18 protein-coding genes are annotated in these 16439 nt (G+C 61.4%); 11 read left to right on the forward strand and 7 right to left on the reverse strand.

Features of this window, described 5'->3' with window-relative positions:
• Positions 1-6 precede the first annotated feature (6 nt).
• Both J4E42_RS22090 and J4E42_RS22095 read right to left on the reverse strand, forming a co-directional pair.
• On the reverse strand, positions 7-1500 hold the full coding sequence (locus tag J4E42_RS22090) for a DHA2 family efflux MFS transporter permease subunit (RefSeq protein WP_207286145.1): 1494 nt from the start codon (positions 1498-1500) through the stop codon (positions 7-9).
• Entirely contained in the window at positions 1500-2636 is a 1137-nt protein-coding gene (locus tag J4E42_RS22095; protein WP_207286146.1) for an HlyD family secretion protein, read from the reverse strand. Before J4E42_RS22095 ends, J4E42_RS22090 begins: the two co-directional genes overlap by 1 nt.
• Before the next feature lie 226 nt (positions 2637-2862).
• On the opposite strand from J4E42_RS22095, the gene J4E42_RS22100 reads away from it, so the two are divergent.
• From J4E42_RS22100 to J4E42_RS22110, 3 genes are all read left to right on the forward strand, one after another.
• A complete protein-coding gene (locus J4E42_RS22100; RefSeq protein ID WP_207286147.1) occupies positions 2863-3486 on the forward strand; it encodes a TetR/AcrR family transcriptional regulator in 624 nt (207 codons plus the stop codon).
• A gap of 8 nt (positions 3487-3494) precedes the next feature.
• Entirely contained in the window at positions 3495-4013 is a 519-nt protein-coding gene (gene mug, locus J4E42_RS22105; protein WP_207286180.1) for a G/U mismatch-specific DNA glycosylase, read from the forward strand.
• Positions 4014-4147: 134 nt separating this feature from the next.
• The gene (locus J4E42_RS22110) at positions 4148-5863 is read left to right on the forward strand and encodes an amidase (RefSeq protein WP_207286148.1); all 1716 of its coding nucleotides are present in this window, start codon (positions 4148-4150) and stop codon (positions 5861-5863) included.
• A gap of 12 nt (positions 5864-5875) precedes the next feature.
• On the opposite strand, the gene J4E42_RS22115 is transcribed toward J4E42_RS22110, so the two are convergent.
• Positions 5876-6775 carry a LysR family transcriptional regulator gene (locus J4E42_RS22115; RefSeq protein WP_207286149.1) on the reverse strand — a complete coding sequence of 300 codons (900 nt, stop codon included), beginning with the start codon at positions 6773-6775 and terminating at the stop codon, positions 5876-5878.
• A gap of 228 nt (positions 6776-7003) precedes the next feature.
• Between J4E42_RS22115 and J4E42_RS22120 the strand changes: the two genes are divergently transcribed.
• From J4E42_RS22120 to J4E42_RS22130, 3 genes are read left to right on the forward strand one after another with little or no spacing between them, the layout of a single operon-like run.
• The gene (locus J4E42_RS22120) at positions 7004-7702 is read left to right on the forward strand and encodes a CoA transferase subunit A (protein ID WP_008026716.1); all 699 of its coding nucleotides are present in this window, start codon (positions 7004-7006) and stop codon (positions 7700-7702) included.
• A 36-nt stretch (positions 7703-7738) separates the two neighbouring features.
• Positions 7739-8404, forward strand: a complete 666-nt coding sequence (locus tag J4E42_RS22125; protein ID WP_008026717.1) for a CoA transferase subunit B — start codon at positions 7739-7741, stop codon at positions 8402-8404.
• A gap of 11 nt (positions 8405-8415) precedes the next feature.
• The gene (locus J4E42_RS22130) at positions 8416-9597 is read left to right on the forward strand and encodes an acetyl-CoA C-acetyltransferase (protein ID WP_207286150.1); all 1182 of its coding nucleotides are present in this window, start codon (positions 8416-8418) and stop codon (positions 9595-9597) included.
• 180 nt (positions 9598-9777) lie between these two features.
• Here the strand turns inward: J4E42_RS22130 and J4E42_RS22135 are convergent, their stop codons facing one another.
• Complete coding sequence (locus J4E42_RS22135; RefSeq protein WP_207286151.1) at positions 9778-10380, reverse strand: NADPH-dependent F420 reductase; 603 nt, start codon at positions 10378-10380, stop codon at positions 9778-9780.
• A gap of 112 nt (positions 10381-10492) precedes the next feature.
• Between J4E42_RS22135 and J4E42_RS22140 the strand changes: the two genes are divergently transcribed.
• Entirely contained in the window at positions 10493-11386 is an 894-nt protein-coding gene (locus J4E42_RS22140; RefSeq protein ID WP_207286152.1) for a LysR family transcriptional regulator, read from the forward strand.
• Between the two features lie 91 nt (positions 11387-11477).
• Here J4E42_RS22140 and J4E42_RS22145 read toward each other — a convergent pair whose 3' ends face one another.
• Together J4E42_RS22145 and J4E42_RS22150 are read right to left on the reverse strand one after the other, a co-directional pair.
• Positions 11478-12797, reverse strand: coding sequence for an Nramp family divalent metal transporter (locus J4E42_RS22145; RefSeq protein WP_008026721.1), 1320 nt, complete (start codon positions 12795-12797; stop codon positions 11478-11480).
• Between the two features lie 268 nt (positions 12798-13065).
• A complete protein-coding gene (locus J4E42_RS22150; protein ID WP_207286153.1) occupies positions 13066-13599 on the reverse strand; it encodes a chalcone isomerase family protein in 534 nt (177 codons plus the stop codon).
• A gap of 157 nt (positions 13600-13756) precedes the next feature.
• Here J4E42_RS22150 and J4E42_RS22155 point away from each other — a divergent pair, with 157 nt between their 5' ends.
• The 3 genes from J4E42_RS22155 to J4E42_RS22165 all read left to right on the forward strand — a co-directional run bounded on the left by J4E42_RS22155 (position 13757) and on the right by J4E42_RS22165 (position 15663).
• Entirely contained in the window at positions 13757-14548 is a 792-nt protein-coding gene (locus tag J4E42_RS22155; RefSeq protein WP_008044943.1) for a hypothetical protein, read from the forward strand.
• An 84-nt stretch (positions 14549-14632) separates the two neighbouring features.
• Positions 14633-15307, forward strand: a complete 675-nt coding sequence (locus J4E42_RS22160) for a glutathione S-transferase family protein (RefSeq protein WP_207286154.1) — start codon at positions 14633-14635, stop codon at positions 15305-15307.
• A 29-nt stretch (positions 15308-15336) separates the two neighbouring features.
• Positions 15337-15663, forward strand: coding sequence for a putative quinol monooxygenase (locus tag J4E42_RS22165; RefSeq protein ID WP_192228761.1), 327 nt, complete (start codon positions 15337-15339; stop codon positions 15661-15663).
• Positions 15664-15712: 49 nt separating this feature from the next.
• On the opposite strand, the gene J4E42_RS22170 is transcribed toward J4E42_RS22165, so the two are convergent.
• Positions 15713-16084, reverse strand: a complete 372-nt coding sequence (locus J4E42_RS22170) for a DUF6124 family protein (RefSeq protein WP_008044941.1) — start codon at positions 16082-16084, stop codon at positions 15713-15715.
• Positions 16085-16207: 123 nt separating this feature from the next.
• Here J4E42_RS22170 and J4E42_RS22175 point away from each other — a divergent pair, with 123 nt between their 5' ends.
• A complete protein-coding gene (locus J4E42_RS22175; protein WP_008044940.1) occupies positions 16208-16435 on the forward strand; it encodes a hypothetical protein in 228 nt (75 codons plus the stop codon).
• The last annotated feature ends 4 nt before the right edge of the window (positions 16436-16439 follow it).

Here is a 16439-nt window from a genome sequence, read left to right on the forward strand (position 1 = left end):
CGAAAACTAGTTGGCCGCAGCCGGCTTGCGAAGGAAGACCACCAGTGGACTCACCACCAGCATCACCACCAGCAAAATCTTGAATTGACCGATCAGCGCGATAAAAGCCGCCTGGCCCGTGATCATTTCGTTGAGCCCTTCCAGGGCTTGCAGGGACGTCGGCACGGAAAGCGCAGCGGCGCGATAAGGCGTCAGGTTGCTGACCAGCGCCGTGTGCATCGCTTGCGTGTTGTTGAAGAAAAACAACTGCACAATCGCAACGCCCAAGGTGCTGCCGTACACCCGTGACAGGTTGAACAAACCGGTGCCTTCGGGGCGCAACGCGGGGTCGAGCGTGCTGAACGCAACCTTGGTCAGCGACGGCATCAACACGCCGATGCCAATGCCCTGAACCGCACCGGCCACCGCCACCGGCCACTCGTCCATCAACGGCGAATAACCGAGCATCAGCCAGTTGGCATAGACCACCAGGGTGACGCCTGCCGCCACGAACCCGCGGCGGTCGAAGCGCTCGGGAACACGCCCCATCAGCAGGAACGCGCCGACCAGTCCGACGCCACGCGGGATCGTCAGGAACCCCGTGGTGTCCGGCGGGTAGCCGAGAATCTCGTCGAGCATCGGCGAGGTCAGCGCCATGGTCGACAACAGCACGAAACCCACGGCGAAAAAGATGATCGTCGACAGCACAAAATTGCGGTCGTCGAACAAACGCTTGTTGAGAAAATGCACCTTCGCCGTCAGCACATGCACCGCAAACAGATAGAACCCCAGTGCACTGCCCAGCGCTTCGAGGCAGATCTCGGTCGAGGCAAACCAGTCCAGGCGTTCACCACGGTCGAGCAGCATTTGCAGGCTGATCAAACCCAGCGTGAAAGTGCCAAAGCCAAAGAAGTCGAATGACGGCCGCTGCTCGGCCTTCTTCTCCTTCAGCAAAAGCGCCATCACCAGGAAGATGTAGGCCGTCAACGGCAGGCTGATGTAGAAGATTGGCCGCCAGTCGAAGTGTTCGCCGACCCAGCCACCAATGCTCGGCCCGCTGACGATGCCGAACAGCACGATGGCGGTCCACGTCGCGCCAAACTTCGCACGCTTCTCGAGGGCCAGGGTCTCCATTGAAATCGCCATCGACAACGGCGCAAGCACGCCACTCGCGAGCCCCTGGATGATCCGCGCGCCGACGAATTCCAGCGGCGTCGTGGCCAGCGTCGCAAGCAGCAAGCCAAGGGCAAAAAAGGCAAGCGCGGTCTGATAAACGAGCTTCAAGCCATAACGCCCGGCGAGCCATTGCGCGACCGGCAGGGTGATGGCGCTCGCGGCGAGGTACGAGGTGAAGATCCAGCCCGCCTGATCGTCGGTCATCGACAGGCTGCCCTGAATCAACCTGAGTACCGCGTTCGGAACAGGCAGGTTCGCCGACTGCATGTACGTCGCCAGCAGCGCCGCGAACCTCAGCGCATGCGCACCCTCTCCCGCCGGGTGTCCACTCTGTTGGCTGTTCATCAGGCGCCACCCGCAGTCAACAATGCTTTGAGCGGATGCCACCACGGCGTGCGATAACCGGTATCGACCTTGACCGTGGCGCTGGTGCCCGAGAACAGCGCCAGGGCAGGATCCGCCTCATCGAGTTCGAGGCGCACCGGAACGCGCTGCACCACCTTGACCCAGTTGCCGGTCGCGTTCTCTGGCGGCAGCAGGGCGAAGTCCGAGCCGGCCCCCGGGCTCATGCTGGTAACGTGGGCCTTGAACACGTGATCGGGATAGGTATCGATGCTGATGGTCGCTGCCTGCCCGGGGCGCATATGGGTGACCTGCGTCTCGCGGAAGTTGGCCTCGACCCAGATCTCACGATCGGACAGCAGCGCAAACGCCGGCGCGCCGTTGTTGACGAAGTTGCCCACCTGCAGATCGTCGACCTTGGCGACAATGCCATCGTCCGGCGCGTACACCGTCGCATACCCGAGGTAAAGCTGCGCCTCGTCCAGTTGAGCCCTGGCCTCGCGCACCGTCGGGTGACTGTCCGCGTCGATGTTCGGGTTGCCGCTGAGCGCGACGACGGTGCTGGCGATCTGTTGTTCGATCGACGCAATGCGCTGCCGTGCCACTTTCAGGTCGGTGTCCGCCCGCTCGTAAACGGCCCGCGAGACAAACTCGGAGGCGACCAGCGCTTTCTTGCGGGCAAACTCTTTCTGGTCGAAATCCGCCGACTCTCTGGCGGACTGCAACTCGGCCTGCTGCTGCCGGTAACTGGCCTTGAGCCCATCGATACGCAGCCGCGCGACGCTCAACTGTGCTTCTGCACGGTTGACCGCGATCTGAAACGGCTCCGGGTTAATGCGAAACAGCACCTGGCCTTTGCGCACAAGCTGATTGTCCTGAACCGCAATCTCGACGACCTGTCCGGAAACACGTGCATTGATCGAGGCCTTGGCCACCCGGGCGTAGGCGTTGTCGGTCGAAACAAAGGGCTCGCCCGCCTGATAGCGTGCGTAGCCAAACGCGGCGAAAAGCAGCGGCACACCGACCATCAGCAGGGGCCGCATTTTCGCTTTGAACGGTTTCTTCACGGGCGCGTCAGCCGGGTTCGGACCGGGATGCCCGAGGGTCTGTGTCGCTGAGAGATCGAACTGTTTAGTCATGATCGAATACACCTTTAACCGGGAAATCGGGCTAACACCCACTGGAACAGCGCCTTACCGTGTGCGGTCGGGAGGATCGCTCCGCCGCACCTGTTTCGTAGCCGCAATACCCCGATCGAGCTCCGCTACAACAAACCCGCAAGCAAGGAATTTCTGGTTCCTTAATTTTGTGCGATGGTGTAAGAATATAGCCGCGCCACCCCCAGACTCAAGGATTTTGTACGACATGGCACAAAATAAAACTACCGAGGGCAAAGGACGCGGCCGTCCTCGCGCCTATGACCCGCAGACCGCCTTGCAACAAGCGCTTGGTGTGTTTTGGAACACTGGCTATTCCGGTGCGTCTCTGGACAGCATCGCCAGCGCAGCCGGGATGAACCGGCCGAGCCTGTACGCCGCATTCGGTGACAAGCACGCGCTCTATATCAAAGCGCTTGAGCAGTATTGGGAGTTCGCCGCCGCTGCCATGCACGAGGCGCTGACGAGCGAAGAGCTGACGTTGCGCCAGGCGTTGATGCAGTTTTACGAGGGGCAGTTATCGATCTACTTCTCGGGTGACGGCCAACCCCGTGGTTGCTTTGCGATTGGCACGGCGACCACCGAAGCGGTCGAAGATCCGGAAATTCGCGATGTGCTGTCGGATCGACTCAGCCGACTGGATGCCGACCTGGAAGCGCGTCTGCGCGTGGCCATTGATAAAGGAGAGCTCAAGGACGATGTCGACGCTGCGGCCCTCGCCGTGCTCGCCTCCTCCCTGCTGCACAGCATTTCCATCCGTGCGCGGGCGGGCAAATCCCGGGCGGAACTGACCGGGCTGGCACGCAATGCGGTCAATGTGATCTGCGGTTGAGCGACGTCATGACGGGCAACAGACTCGAAGACAGGCTGGCCAAGCATCTGGCGGTGGTTTTTTGCGGCATTAACCCCGGCATGATGGCCGCCGCCCAAGGGCATCATTTTGCGGGCCGCAGCAATCGCTTCTGGCGCACCCTTCATCTGGCCGGTTTTACGCCGCAGGAAGTTCGCCCGGAAGATGACCGGACAATCGTGCAGTATCACTGTGGATTAACGGCCGTGGTTGAGCGGCCAACGGCGCGTGCGGATCAGTTGTCGGTGGATGAATTCATCGCCGCCGCTGCGCAGTTTGAACAGAAGATCGCGCACTATGCGCCACGTTTTGTGGCTTTTCTCGGCAAGGCCGCCTATGGCGCGTTATCCGGCCAGCGCAACGTGACCTGGGGGCTTCAGTCGCAAACGTTCGGTAACGCCTCGGTCTGGGTCTTGCCCAACCCCAGTGGCCGCAATCGCGCTTTCACCCTGGATCAACTGGTTGACGCGTATCGACAACTCTATCTGGCCCAACTTGGTGTTAAATAGCACGCTGTCGCGTAATGCAGTGCAACGAGAACGGATATGAGAACCCATTTTGAGAAAAGTGATGCCCCTGAGCCAACGCTCCCGCGTGATGGAAACATTCAACCCGTCACCCCTCAGCAGCCGGTGGTAAGCGCATGATCGAAGTCACTGAAGTGTCCATTGCCGAACTGCGCGCGGCGCTCGAATCCGGCCAGACCACCGCCGTCGAACTGGTGCAGGCTTACCTGGCCCGGATCGATGCCTACGATGGCCCAGACACCGCCACCGCGCTCAACGCCGTGGTGGTGCGCAATCCCGAGGCGCTCAATGAAGCGCGGGCGTCCGATGCCCGTCGGGCCAAAGGTCAAACGCTGGGGCCGCTCGATGGCATTCCCTATACCGCCAAAGACAGTTATCTGGTCAAAGGGCTGACCGCCGCCTCTGGCAGCCCCGCTTTCGCCCACCTGATTGCCTATCGCGATGCGTTCACCATCGAACGGCTTCGCGCCACGGGTGCGATCTGCCTGGGCAAAACCAACATGCCGCCGATGGCGAACGGCGGCATGCAGCGCGGGGTCTATGGCCGGGCCGAAAGCCCGTACAACGCTGACTACCTCACCGCCCCTTTCGCCTCGGGTTCGTCGAATGGCGCCGGGACGGCGACCGCCGCCAGTTTCGCGGCCTTCGGTCTCGCGGAAGAAACCTGGTCGAGTGGTCGCGGTCCGGCCTCGAACAACGGTTTGTGCGCCTACACGCCGTCGCGCGGGGTGATCTCGGTGCGCGGCAACTGGCCGCTGACGCCGACCATGGACGTCGTCGTGCCCTTCGCCAGAACCATGGCCGACCTGCTCGAAGTGCTCGACGTGGTGGTGGCGGAAGATCCCGACACCCGCGGCGATCTGTGGCGGCTGCAACCCTGGGTGCCGATCCCGAGCGTCGCCTCGGTGCGCCCGGCGTCCTATGCCGAACTTGCGGCGAACACCGATGCACTCGCCGGCAAACGCCTCGGCGTTCCGCGCATGTACATCAACGCCGATCCCGACGCCGGCACGAGCGACGCACCGGGTATCGGTGGGCCGACGGGGCAGCGCATCAACACGCGTCAATCGGTGATCGGGCTCTGGGAAGAGGCCCGCAAGGCACTTGAAGCGGCGGGCGCCGAAGTGATTGAAGTCGACTTCCCGCTGGTCTCCAATTGCGAGGGTGATCGTCCGGGTGCGCCGACGGTGTTTACCCGAGGCCTGGTGTCGAAAGAGTTCCTGCACCATGAGTTGTGGGACCTGACGGCCTGGGCATTCGATGATTTCCTGCAGGCCAACGGCGACCCGAAATTGAACCGTCTGGTCGATGTCGACGGGCCGCTGATATTCCCGCACGACCCGGGAACCCTGCCCAACCGCGAGGGCGACCTGGTCGCCGGCATGGACGAATACGTGCGGATGGCCGAGCGCGGCATCACCCCGTGGGATCAGATCTCCACAGTGCCTGATGGCTTGCGCGGGCTGGAAAAAACCCGTCGAATCGACCTGGAAGACTGGATGGATCGGCTGGGGCTCGATGCGGTGCTGTTCCCGACGGTGGCCGACGTTGCGCCGGCGAATGCCGATGTCGACCCGGCCTCTGCTGACATCGCCTGGAGCAACGGCATCTGGGTGGCCAACGGCAACCTCGCCATCCGGCATTTGGGTGTGCCAACGGTCACCGTGCCGATGGGCGTGATGCCGGACATCGGCATGCCCGTCGGCCTGACGTTTGCCGGCCGTGCCTACGACGATTCGACGCTGCTGCGCTTCGCCTCGGCATTCGAATCGACGGGGACCAAGCGCCTGATCCCGCCTCGAACCCCACCGTTGTCGGCCGCTAAAAAGTAGAACCGAGCGGTTTCACAGGGCAAGGCGTTGGTCGAAATTTTCTTCCTTGAGAATATCGAACAGCGCCTGCGCCGCCGCCGACAACTCCACCCCAGGTTTGGTCAACACCCCGATCGCCCGTTCCACCACCGGGTCACGCAGGGTAATGCACCGCGCGCCCAACTCGCGCATCTGCCCGGCACACAACGCCGGCACCGCGCTCACCCCCAGGCCACTGGCGACCATTCTCCCGACTGTCGCCAACTGATGGCTTTCAAACTCCACCGGCAACTTCATCCCTCGCGCTTGCAAGTGCTCCTCCAGCATCACCCGCACCGTCGAAGGTCGCTGCAAGGTAATGAAAGGCTCTTCAAGCAACGTCTGCCAATCAATGTCTTCGCGCCCTGAAAAAGGCGAATCGAACGGCACCACCGCCACAAACCGGTCCCGGTACAACGGCGTGAATTGCAGCGACGAACTTTGCGTCGGTTCAAACGCTACGCCCAACTCGACCTGCCGATCGCGCACCATTTCCAGCACCTGCTCGTTGATCACGTCATTCACCGTGACGTTGACCTTGGGATAGCGTGCGCGAAACGTCTTGAGGATCGGCGGCAGCAGGTTGCCGGCAAACGACGGCATCGCCGCCAGCGTCACGCGCCCGCGCTGCAGGGTAAAACGCTGGCGCAGTTCGTCCTCGACATTGTCCCAGTCCGCGATCAATCGGCGGGCCAACGGCACCAGCGACTCCCCCTCGGGCGTCAGCGCCACGTTGCGCGTGTTGCGGGTAAACAGCCGCCCGCCCAGGCCCTCCTCCAGCGCCTTGATGGTCAGGCTCAGCGCCGATTGCGACAGGTGCAATCGTTCGCAGGCGACGGCAAAACTCAGACTCTGGGCCACGGCCAGAAAGGCGCGGATCTGCTTGACTGTCATAGGCTAACTGCTCCAGTAATGAGCGCAGGTGCTTTCTGTAGGAGCATGGCTTGCCCGCGGTGGCGTCCTGGAGATCGTCATCGCGGGCAAGCCATGCTCCTACAGGATTGATTGGTGAGTTTTATCTATCAATCAACCTTAAAAATCAACTTAACAAATAAATCCTCCGGCGAGACACTCCATCCCATACGGCTAGCCAGCCGCCCACAAAGAATAAAAGAGGTGCATATGGCAGGTTTCGACAAGCGCGTGAGTTCCTACGAGGAAGCTCTGGCAGGTCTTGAAGACGGCATGACGGTAATCGCTGGCGGCTTCGGCCTGTGCGGCATTCCGGAAAACCTGATCGCCGAGATCAAGCGCAAAGGCACCCGTGACCTGACCGTGGTTTCCAACAACTGCGGCGTCGACGGTTTCGGTCTTGGCGTGTTGCTGGAAGACCGGCAGATCAAAAAAGTAGTGGCCTCCTACGTTGGCGAAAACAAACTGTTCGAAGACCAACTGCTGAAAGGCGAAATCGAAGTCGTCCTGACCCCCCAAGGCACCCTCGCCGAAAAAATGCGCGCAGGCGGCGCCGGCATCCCGGCATTCTTCACGGCTACTGGCGTCGGCACCCCGGTCGCCGAAGGCAAGGAAGTGCGCGAATTCCACGGTCGCAAGTACCTGATGGAAGAATCCATCACCGGTGACTTCGCCATCGTCAAAGGCTGGAAAGCCGACCATTTCGGCAACGTCATCTACCGCCACACCGCCCAGAACTTCAACCCGCTGGCCGCCACCGCCGGCAAGATCACCGTGGTCGAAGTCGAAGAAATTGTCGAACCCGGCGAGCTGGACCCGGCGCAGATCCACACCCCTGGCATCTACGTCGACCGGGTCATTTGCGGCACGTTCGAGAAGCGCATCGAACAGCGCACCGTGCGTAAGTGATCCCCTGCCCCCGGACCGAATGAAGGAATAACAACAATGGCACTTTCCCGCGAACAAATGGCTCAACGCGTCGCCCGCGAAATGCAGGACGGCTTCTACGTGAACCTGGGCATCGGCATTCCGACCCTCGTCGCCAACTACATTCCCGAAGGCATGGAAGTCATGCTGCAGTCGGAAAACGGCCTGCTCGGCATGGGTCCTTTTCCTACTGAAGAAACCATCGATGCCGACATGATCAACGCCGGCAAGCAAACCGTGACTGCGCGTACCGGCGCGTCGATCTTTTCCTCGGCCGAGTCCTTCGCGATGATTCGCGGGGGTCATGTCGACCTGACCGTGCTGGGAGCCTTTGAAGTCGACGTGCAAGGCAACATCGCCTCGTGGATGATCCCTGGCAAGCTGGTCAAGGGCATGGGCGGCGCGATGGACCTGGTGGCCGGCGCAGACAACATCATCGTCATCATGACCCACGCGTCCAAGGACGGTGAGTCCAAGCTGCTGTCCCAATGCAGCCTGCCGCTGACCGGCGCCGGTTGCATCAAGCGCGTACTGACTGACCTGGCGTATCTTGAAATCGAAAACGGCGCGTTCATTCTCAAGGAACGTGCGCCGGGCGTCAGCGTCGAAGAGATCGTCGCCAAGACTGCCGGTAAACTGATCGTGCCGGATCACGTTCCGGAAATGCAGTTCGCTGCCCAGTGAGGAATCATTCCATGCAAGAAGTCGTCATTGTCGCCGCCACCCGTACTGCCATCGGCAGCTTCCAGGGCTCGCTGGCCAATGTGTCCGCCGTAGACCTCGGTGCTGCGGTGATCCGTCAGTTGCTGACGCAAACCGGCCTGAACCCGGCTGAAGTCGACGAAGTGATCATGGGCCAGGTGTTGACCGCCGGCGCCGGGCAAAACCCTGCGCGTCAGTCCGCGATCAAGGCGGGCCTGCCGTTCACCGTGCCGGCCATGACCCTGAACAAGGTCTGCGGCTCGGGCCTCAAGGCCCTGCACCTGGCCACCCAGGCGATTCGCTGCGGCGACGCCGAGGTGATCATTGCCGGCGGCCAGGAAAACATGAGCCTGTCCAACTACGTCATGCCCGGTGCGCGCACCGGTCTGCGCATGGGTCACGCGCAAATCGTCGACACCATGATCAGCGACGGCCTGTGGGATGCGTTCAACGATTACCACATGGGCATCACCGCCGAGAACCTGGCTGAAAAGTACAGCCTGACCCGCGAACAACAGGACGCCTTCGCTGCGGCCTCGCAGCAGAAAGCCACGGCCGCCATCGAAGCCGGGCGTTTTGCCGATGAAATCACGCCGATCCTGATTCCGCAGCGCAAGGGCGATCCGCTGTCCTTCGCCACCGACGAACAGCCACGCGCCGGCACCACCGCCGAAGCCTTGGGCAAACTGAAACCGGCCTTCAAGAAGGACGGTTCGGTGACTGCCGGTAACGCCTCGTCGCTGAACGACGGCGCCGCCGCCGTGATCCTGATGAGCGCGGACAAAGCCAAGGCCCTGGGCCTGCCGGTGCTGGCAAAAATCGCGGCTTACGCCAACGCGGGCGTGGACCCGGCGATCATGGGCATCGGCCCGGTCTCGGCCACTCGCCGTTGCCTGAGCAAAGCCGGCTGGTCCATCGACCAACTGGACCTGATCGAAGCCAACGAAGCCTTCGCCGCGCAATCCCTGGCGGTGGCCAAGGACCTGGAATGGGACTTGAACAAGGTCAACGTCAACGGCGGCGCCATCGCCCTGGGTCACCCGATCGGTGCGTCGGGTTGCCGTGTGCTGGTGACTTTGCTGCATGAAATGATCAAGCGCGACGCCAAGAAAGGCCTCGCCACCCTGTGCATCGGTGGTGGTCAGGGCGTGGCACTGGCGATCGAACGGGCTTAACACGTTCAACGGACGGCGCGGGGACCCACGAAGATCCGCGCCATCCGGCAACACCCCTCACTCCTGAGCGAGGGGCATCTTTGTAGGAGCCAGCTTGCTGGCGATAGCGGCGTGTCAGGCGACATCAATGTCGATTGTTCCACCGCCATCGCCGGCAAGCCGGCTCCTACAGATTTGCGCTCAGGCGAACTTCACGAGGTTCAACACTGGCAACGGCCCACCCGGAAACTGCGCCAACCGCGCGCCGACACTCAACTCCCCAAGATCAATCCCGAAGAAGCCCAAGCGCTCGGTCAACGCAACCACCTGAGCTTTCGCCTCGGCATCATCGCCCGACACAAACAGCACCCGCCGACCGCCCTCCGCCGCCGGATCACTCTCCAGCAAGCGCGCCGCCAGGTGATTGAACGCCTTCACCACCCTCGCCCCCGGCACCCATTCGGCGAACACTTCGCTGGATGTACGGCCCTGCAAATCCACCGCCTTGAACGACGGCGCCTCAATCGAGTTGTTGGCGTCGATCACGATCCGCCCGCCGAAATCGGGCAAACCAGCAAGTGCAGTCGGTAACTTCGACCAGTTGACCGCCACCAGAACGATTGGCTGGGCGGCCGCTTCTTCACGGGTGCCGGCGCGCGCCGTCGGGCCGAGTTCTGCCACCAGCGATGCCAGCGTTTCAGGTCCACGACTGTTGGCGATGACGACTTCGATGCCCTGACGGGACAAGGCTCTGGCAAACGCTGAACCAATGGCGCCAGCGCCGATGATGCCGATAGTACTCATGGTGATTCACTCCAAGGGGTTGTCGTTGGCGTGAATACTGCGCTTGTCATTAGCCCTTGATTAGCGGGTAATGACTTGAATGATTTTCAAGCATTCATAGCAGGTGCCAGACGTGGAAACCCTCGCCAACCTCGAATCTTTTGTACGCAGTGCTGAAACGGGCAGTTTTTCCGCCGCGGCACGTTTGCTGGCGCTGACACCCGCCGCGGTCAGCCGCAACGTGGCGATGCTGGAGCGCAATATGGGTGTGCGGTTGTTCCAGCGTTCGACCCGCAAGCTGTCGCTCACTGAGGCCGGTGAGGGTTTTCTGGCCGGCATCGGCGGTAACCTGGAGGCGTTGCAAGCGGCGATCAGTGCCGTGAGCAGCGATCGCGGGGAGCCGGCCGGTGTGCTCAAGGTCAGCCTGGCGCCGACGTTTGGCATCGGTCATGTGCTGCCTTTGTTGCCGCAGTTCCTGGCGCGTTATCCGTTGATTCGGCCAGAGTGGCACTTCGAAAATCGCCAGGTGGACTTGATTGCTGAAGGCTATGACGCGGCCATCGGTGGCGGCTTCGAGCTCACGCCTGGAGTCATCTCACGGACGTTGGCGGCGGCGGATATCGTCGCGGTGGCCTCCCCGGCCTACCTGGCAGGACGCACGCTGCCGCGCACGCCGGCCGACCTGATCGGACACACCGGCATTGTGATGCGCGGCATTCGCACCGGGCGGATTCGTCAGTGGGTGATGCACGATCGAGCGGGCCATGAAGAGAGCGCCGGTCTGAACGAAAACATCGTGCTCAACGATCCAGCCGCCATGCGTGAGGCAGCGCTCCTGGGCCTGGGGGTGACGCTGCTGGTGTTGCCGGATGTGGCAGCGAACATCGAGCGCGGGGAACTGGTGCGCCTGCTGCCGGACTGGCACGCCGATGCGGGGCCGATCTCGCTGTATTACCCAAGCCGGACGCTGATGCCGGCCAAGACCCGGGTGTTCATTGATTTTGTGGTTGAGGCGTTTCAACGGTAGACCGCGTCATCGTTCATCGCCGGCAAGCCGGCTCCTACAGAAAATGGTGAACCCTGTAGGAGCCGGCTTGCCGGCGATGAGGCCAGACCTGTCACCCAAAAAACTGAAAGATCAACCAACTATTCGCCCCACTGATCACCGCAAACAACCCCCACGCCAACACCCGCGTCGGCAATCGATTCACAAACGGCCCCATCAACTTGTGATCATTGGTCATGCGAATCAACGGATACAACGCAAACGGCAACTGCAAACTCAACACCACCTGACTCAACACCAGCAGCTTGCCGATCGCGTTATCCCCCATCAGCCACACACCGATAAACGCGGGGATCAACGCCAGCCCCCGGGTAATCAACCGCCGCTGCCAGCAGGGAATCCGCAGGTTGAGATAACCCTCCATGATCACTTGCCCGGCGATGGTGCCGGTGAACGTCGAACTCTGACCGGACGCCAGCAACGCGACGCCGAACAGCACGCTGGCCAACGCGCCGCCCACCAGCGGGTCGAGCAAGTGATAGGCGTCCTGAATGTCCACCACATCGGTGTGCCCGGTCTTGTGGAAGGCCGCGGCCGCGAGGATCAGGATCGCCGCGTTCACCAGCAGCGCCAGCGCCAGGGAACCGATGGTGTCGATGCGCGCCAGTTTCACCGCGTCCTGCTTGCTGGCCAGGTCCTTGCCGATCATCCGGGTCTGTACGATCGAGGTGTGCAGGTACAAGTTATGCGGCATGACCGTGGCCCCGAGAATCCCGATGGCCAGGTACAGCGGCGCCGCATCGCCGATGGCCGACAGTGACGGCGTGAAACCCCGTGCGACGTCCGGCCAGTAAGGCTTGATCAACAACAATTCAACGAAGAAACACACACCGATGGTGCTCACCAGCACCAGCATGATCGCTTCCAGTCGGCGAAAGCCACGGTTCTGCAGGGCCAGCACCAGCAGCGTGTCGAACGCTGTGAGGGCGATGCCGACGCTCAGCGAACAGCCCAACAGCAGATGGAACGCCAGCGCACAGCCGAGCACTTCGGCGAGGTCGGTGGCGATGATCGAGATCTCCGCCAGCACCCATTGGGTCCGTGCGGTCCGCGTGCTGTAGCGCTCGCGGGACAACTGCGCCAGATCGCGCCCGGTGGCAATGCCCAGTCGCGAGCACAAACACTGCACCACCATCCCCGCCAGACTCGCCAGCAACACCACAAACAACAGGCTGTAACCAAACCGCGAACCGGCCTCGATGGCGGTGGCCCAATTGCCCGGGTCCATGTAGCCGATGGACACCAGCAAGCCCGGGCCGGCGAAACGCAGGACACGCTTGAAAAATGACGCGCGAGGGTCAACAGCAACGCTGCCCGCCACTTCCGGAGGACAAAACGGCGCAGTGGCGACTTTGGGCAAACTGAATTTCACGCAAACATTCCAGAAAACAGGCGGGAGGGCGCAGCTTAGACGTTTCGCGCTTTTCGGTGTACCGACAAAACTCAAAGATCGCCGCAGTTGCCTTTGCCTTTGCCTTTGCCTTTGCCTTTGCCTTTGCCTTTGCTTTTGCTTTTGCTTTTGCTTTTGTAGGAGCAAGCTTGCTCGCGATGGCAGCACCTCGGTGGTCCAGACGTTCCGCGTCATCGTTTATCGCGAGCAAGCTTGCTCCTACAAAGGCAAAAGCAACGGCGGGTGATGATCAGGGCTTGGCAATGCCCAGCAACTGCTCCCGCAACTCGGGATTGCTCGTGCGCGGGTCGAGCCAGATATCAAAAAACGCCCGGGCGAACACCGGGTCCGTCACCTCGTACTGCAACTGCGGGCCGACAAAAAAGCGTGCGCCCTGCCCCGGCAAGTAAACCCCGATGAGTCGGGTCCCGGCCTGCACATCGACAAACGCCTGCTGCATCTGCGCCTGCCATGCCGCGAGTTGCCCGGCACTCACCGATGCGCCCGACAGTCGTTTGATTTCTTCGACGCTGGCCTGGACCAGATCGTCCCGGGAAATCCTGCGCTGATAAATCAGCTCCAGAGCGAACGGCTGGTCGCTCGCAAATGGCTGCGCGGCGCTCCACAGACGAGCGTTGTAGATATCGAAACCGAACATCCGGAACTCACCGGTGCCAATGATTTGAGCACCGGGTAAAGACTCCTGCCAATTGGCCAACGCGTGGTTGCCCAGCAATACCAACAGCCACAGGGTATGACGCAGAGGTGATCGTGGTCGGGTCATGATCGGCTCGATTCAGCGCGTATGGGTTCTGTTACTTATACGCATAAAGTGTTGCTGTACAAGCTTTCAACTTTGTATACAAAAACAGCCAATCCTTAGAGCAATCTACTTGTCGCAATGCTAACGTTGCCGCTTCACTCAGGTCGGAGGCGCCTACGTGCTGCTGCTCAAACTGCTGGTCATTCCCGGGTTTCTCTTACTGATCTCCCTCGCGGGCAAACGCTGGGGCCCGAGTGTCGCCGGTTGGCTGTCAGGGTTGCCGGTGGTAGTCGGGCCGATTCTGTTTTTCCTCGCTATCGAACAAGGCGAAGTGTTTGCCGCGCAATCGGCGACCGCCGCGTTATCCGCGATGTTCGCGATGATTGCCTTCTGCGTAACCTACGCCCAGGTCGCCCAACGCGCGGGATGGCCTTGGGCGCTGACGGTTTCGCTGCTGGTCTGGGCGACAGCGGCGGTGGTGCTGTCGGTGATTCCACCGTCCCTGGTGTTCTCGGTGATCGCCGCCGCGACCGCGCTGCTGGCGGCGCCTTACCTGTTTCCCAAGGTGCAGCCGATCGTTTCCGGCCCGGCACCGAAGTCCGACAAATTGCTGCTGCGCATGATTGCCGGCGCCCTTCTCACTCTCGCGGTCACCTGGCTCGCCAGCACCGTCGGCGAGCGCTGGAGCGGCCTGCTCGCGGTGTTCCCGGTGCTGGGCAGCGTGATGGCGGTGTTTTCCCAGCAAACCCGTGGCCCGGCGTTTACCGCCGCCTTGTTGCGCGCCACGGCCACCGGCATGTATTCATTCAGCGCGTTCTGCCTGGTCCTGGCGCTGACCTTGCCGGGCATGGGCCTGAAGGCCTTCGGCCTGGGCGTCGCGGTGTCGGTAGCCATGCTTGGCGTCACCCGGCGCCTGTTGGCCAAACCGGTGGCAACGCCCGCAACCCGTTCAACTATTTCGAACGAGTAGAACAACAACCTCGTACGTCAATCGAACGGGTTTCGCCCACTATCAGCCTCAGTTCCTGACCAACCACTGACTGAGGCCTACACCATGAAATTCTTTTTCCACCCTTCGCCAAACCCGATGAAAGTCGCCCTGCTGCTTGAAGAACTGCAAACGCCGTACGAATTGATCGGCGTCGACACCTTCAAGGGCGAGCAACACCAGCCAGCCTTCCTGGCGATCAACCCGAACGCCAAAGTGCCTGCGCTGGTCGATGGCGACGCCACCGTGTTCGACTCCCAGGCGATCCTGTTGCACCTCGCGCAAAAACATCAGCGCTTCCTGCCGACCTCCGTTGCCGGCCAGGCCGAGCTGCTGTCGTGGCTGATGTTCATCGCCACCGGCCTGTCGCCATTCTCGGGTCAGGCGGTGCACTTCCTGCACCACGCCCCGGAAGACCTGGCCTACGCCAAAAACCGTTACCTCAAGGAAGTCGAACGTCATTACCGCGTGCTCGATCAGCGCCTGACCGACCATCAATACCTGGCCGGCGACACCTACAGCATCGCCGACATGGCGCTGTGGGGCTGGGCCAACTACGCGCCGTATATCCTCGGCGAAAACGGTTTGGCGGCGTACCCGAACGTCAAGCGCCTGTTCGATGAAATCAGCGCTCGCCCGGCAGCCGTACGTGCTCACGGCCTCAAAGAGAAGCTGGTACTGAAAGCGGAATTCGACGAAGAAACCCGTCGCAACCTGTTCCCGCAAAACCAGGCGCAGTAATCCATTCCCCCGCATGCGAAGGTGATGAAATGAGTGATCAAGTCGCGTTTATCGTTTACCTGCCAGCCAAACCGGAACGCTTCGCCGAAACAAAGCAGCGCCTGCTGGACGTGGTGCACCAGATGTCGGCCGAGCCGGACTTCGTCAACACCTGGGTCCACCAGTTGCAGGACGAGCCGAACACTCTGGTGCTCTACGAAACCTGGAACTGCAGCAAGGAAGACTTCATCACCCGTCACCTGAGCAAGCCGTATCGCCAGGACTATGAAAAGCTGTTGCCGGAGCTGTTGGCCAGCGACCGTCGGATCGAGTTTCTGGACGTGATCGAGAGCTACCCGGTGCGCCGGGACGTGTAACGGCAAAAATCCCGTGGTGAGGGCCAGCCTCTCACCACGGGCATCCCTATTACTCGGCAGCGTCGAGTTTATCCAGCGCCTGGTTCACCGCCAGCTCCCCAAGCATGATGACCTGCGCAATGCCCAACAGCGAATTGCGACGGGTCCCCTCCATATGATCCGCCAGGTCCATGGCCATGACATTGGCCGATGCCAGCGACTCGCACGCATGGCTGAGCAGGGTCTGGATATCGAGTTCGGGGTTGACGCTGAACATGCTGTCGAGTTGCCGTGGCGTGGCGTTGATCAGGGCAATGTGCGCGGCAGGATTGGCGTAAAAGTCGAGGGCGAGTTTGATGGTCTCTTCGAGCTTCTCTTGGTCAGTGCTTTGGGCTGGAGCGGACAGGTCCGGGTTGGGGGGATTGGGTGTTGGTTTGGGCATAGATGGAGCTCCGATGCTACTTAGAAGGAGCCATCAACCTCTCGCTACCAAACGGAGGGTGGCGGCCATACGAAGGTTGGTAGACCGGGCATCGGAACCGGCGCCCCCGAAGGAGCCCTGCGCATGGCCACCATAAAACGCAGCCCTGAGAAAGGGCCGAACAAGGTGACGCTATGCGTCGATGCTGAGGGTCTACCAAACCCGATCACTGTGTTTTTCAGCGACCGGAAAACAATAGAACCCACCCCAAAAGCGCACAAGCCGGCGGATTCTTACGTACCTGTAGGCAACGACGCAAGGTGTTGTAGCTTTCATGAAGTAACGCTGAGCGCGGTTAAACAACATTCGTGAATGC

It is taken from the genome of Pseudomonas sp. FW300-N2A2, from assembly GCF_017351735.1.
Lineage (GTDB): Bacteria > Pseudomonadota > Gammaproteobacteria > Pseudomonadales > Pseudomonadaceae > Aquipseudomonas > Aquipseudomonas migulae.

Coding starts and splice junctions, on each gene's coding strand:
- J4E42_RS22090 (WP_207286145.1), bottom strand. CDS start 1,500: ATGAACAGCCAACAGAGTGGACACCCGGCGGGAGAGGGTGCGCATGCG.
- J4E42_RS22095 (WP_207286146.1), bottom strand. CDS start 2,636: ATGACTAAACAGTTCGATCTCTCAGCGACACAGACCCTCGGGCATCCC.
- J4E42_RS22100 (WP_207286147.1), top strand. CDS start 2,863: ATGGCACAAAATAAAACTACCGAGGGCAAAGGACGCGGCCGTCCTCGC.
- mug (WP_207286180.1), top strand. CDS start 3,495: ATGACGGGCAACAGACTCGAAGACAGGCTGGCCAAGCATCTGGCGGTG.
- J4E42_RS22110 (WP_207286148.1), top strand. CDS start 4,148: ATGATCGAAGTCACTGAAGTGTCCATTGCCGAACTGCGCGCGGCGCTC.
- J4E42_RS22115 (WP_207286149.1), bottom strand. CDS start 6,775: ATGACAGTCAAGCAGATCCGCGCCTTTCTGGCCGTGGCCCAGAGTCTG.
- J4E42_RS22120 (WP_008026716.1), top strand. CDS start 7,004: ATGGCAGGTTTCGACAAGCGCGTGAGTTCCTACGAGGAAGCTCTGGCA.
- J4E42_RS22125 (WP_008026717.1), top strand. CDS start 7,739: ATGGCACTTTCCCGCGAACAAATGGCTCAACGCGTCGCCCGCGAAATG.
- J4E42_RS22130 (WP_207286150.1), top strand. CDS start 8,416: ATGCAAGAAGTCGTCATTGTCGCCGCCACCCGTACTGCCATCGGCAGC.
- J4E42_RS22135 (WP_207286151.1), bottom strand. CDS start 10,380: ATGAGTACTATCGGCATCATCGGCGCTGGCGCCATTGGTTCAGCGTTT.
- J4E42_RS22150 (WP_207286153.1), bottom strand. CDS start 13,599: ATGACCCGACCACGATCACCTCTGCGTCATACCCTGTGGCTGTTGGTA.
- J4E42_RS22160 (WP_207286154.1), top strand. CDS start 14,633: ATGAAATTCTTTTTCCACCCTTCGCCAAACCCGATGAAAGTCGCCCTG.
- J4E42_RS22165 (WP_192228761.1), top strand. CDS start 15,337: ATGAGTGATCAAGTCGCGTTTATCGTTTACCTGCCAGCCAAACCGGAA.
- J4E42_RS22170 (WP_008044941.1), bottom strand. CDS start 16,084: ATGCCCAAACCAACACCCAATCCCCCCAACCCGGACCTGTCCGCTCCA.
- J4E42_RS22175 (WP_008044940.1), top strand. CDS start 16,208: ATGGCCACCATAAAACGCAGCCCTGAGAAAGGGCCGAACAAGGTGACG.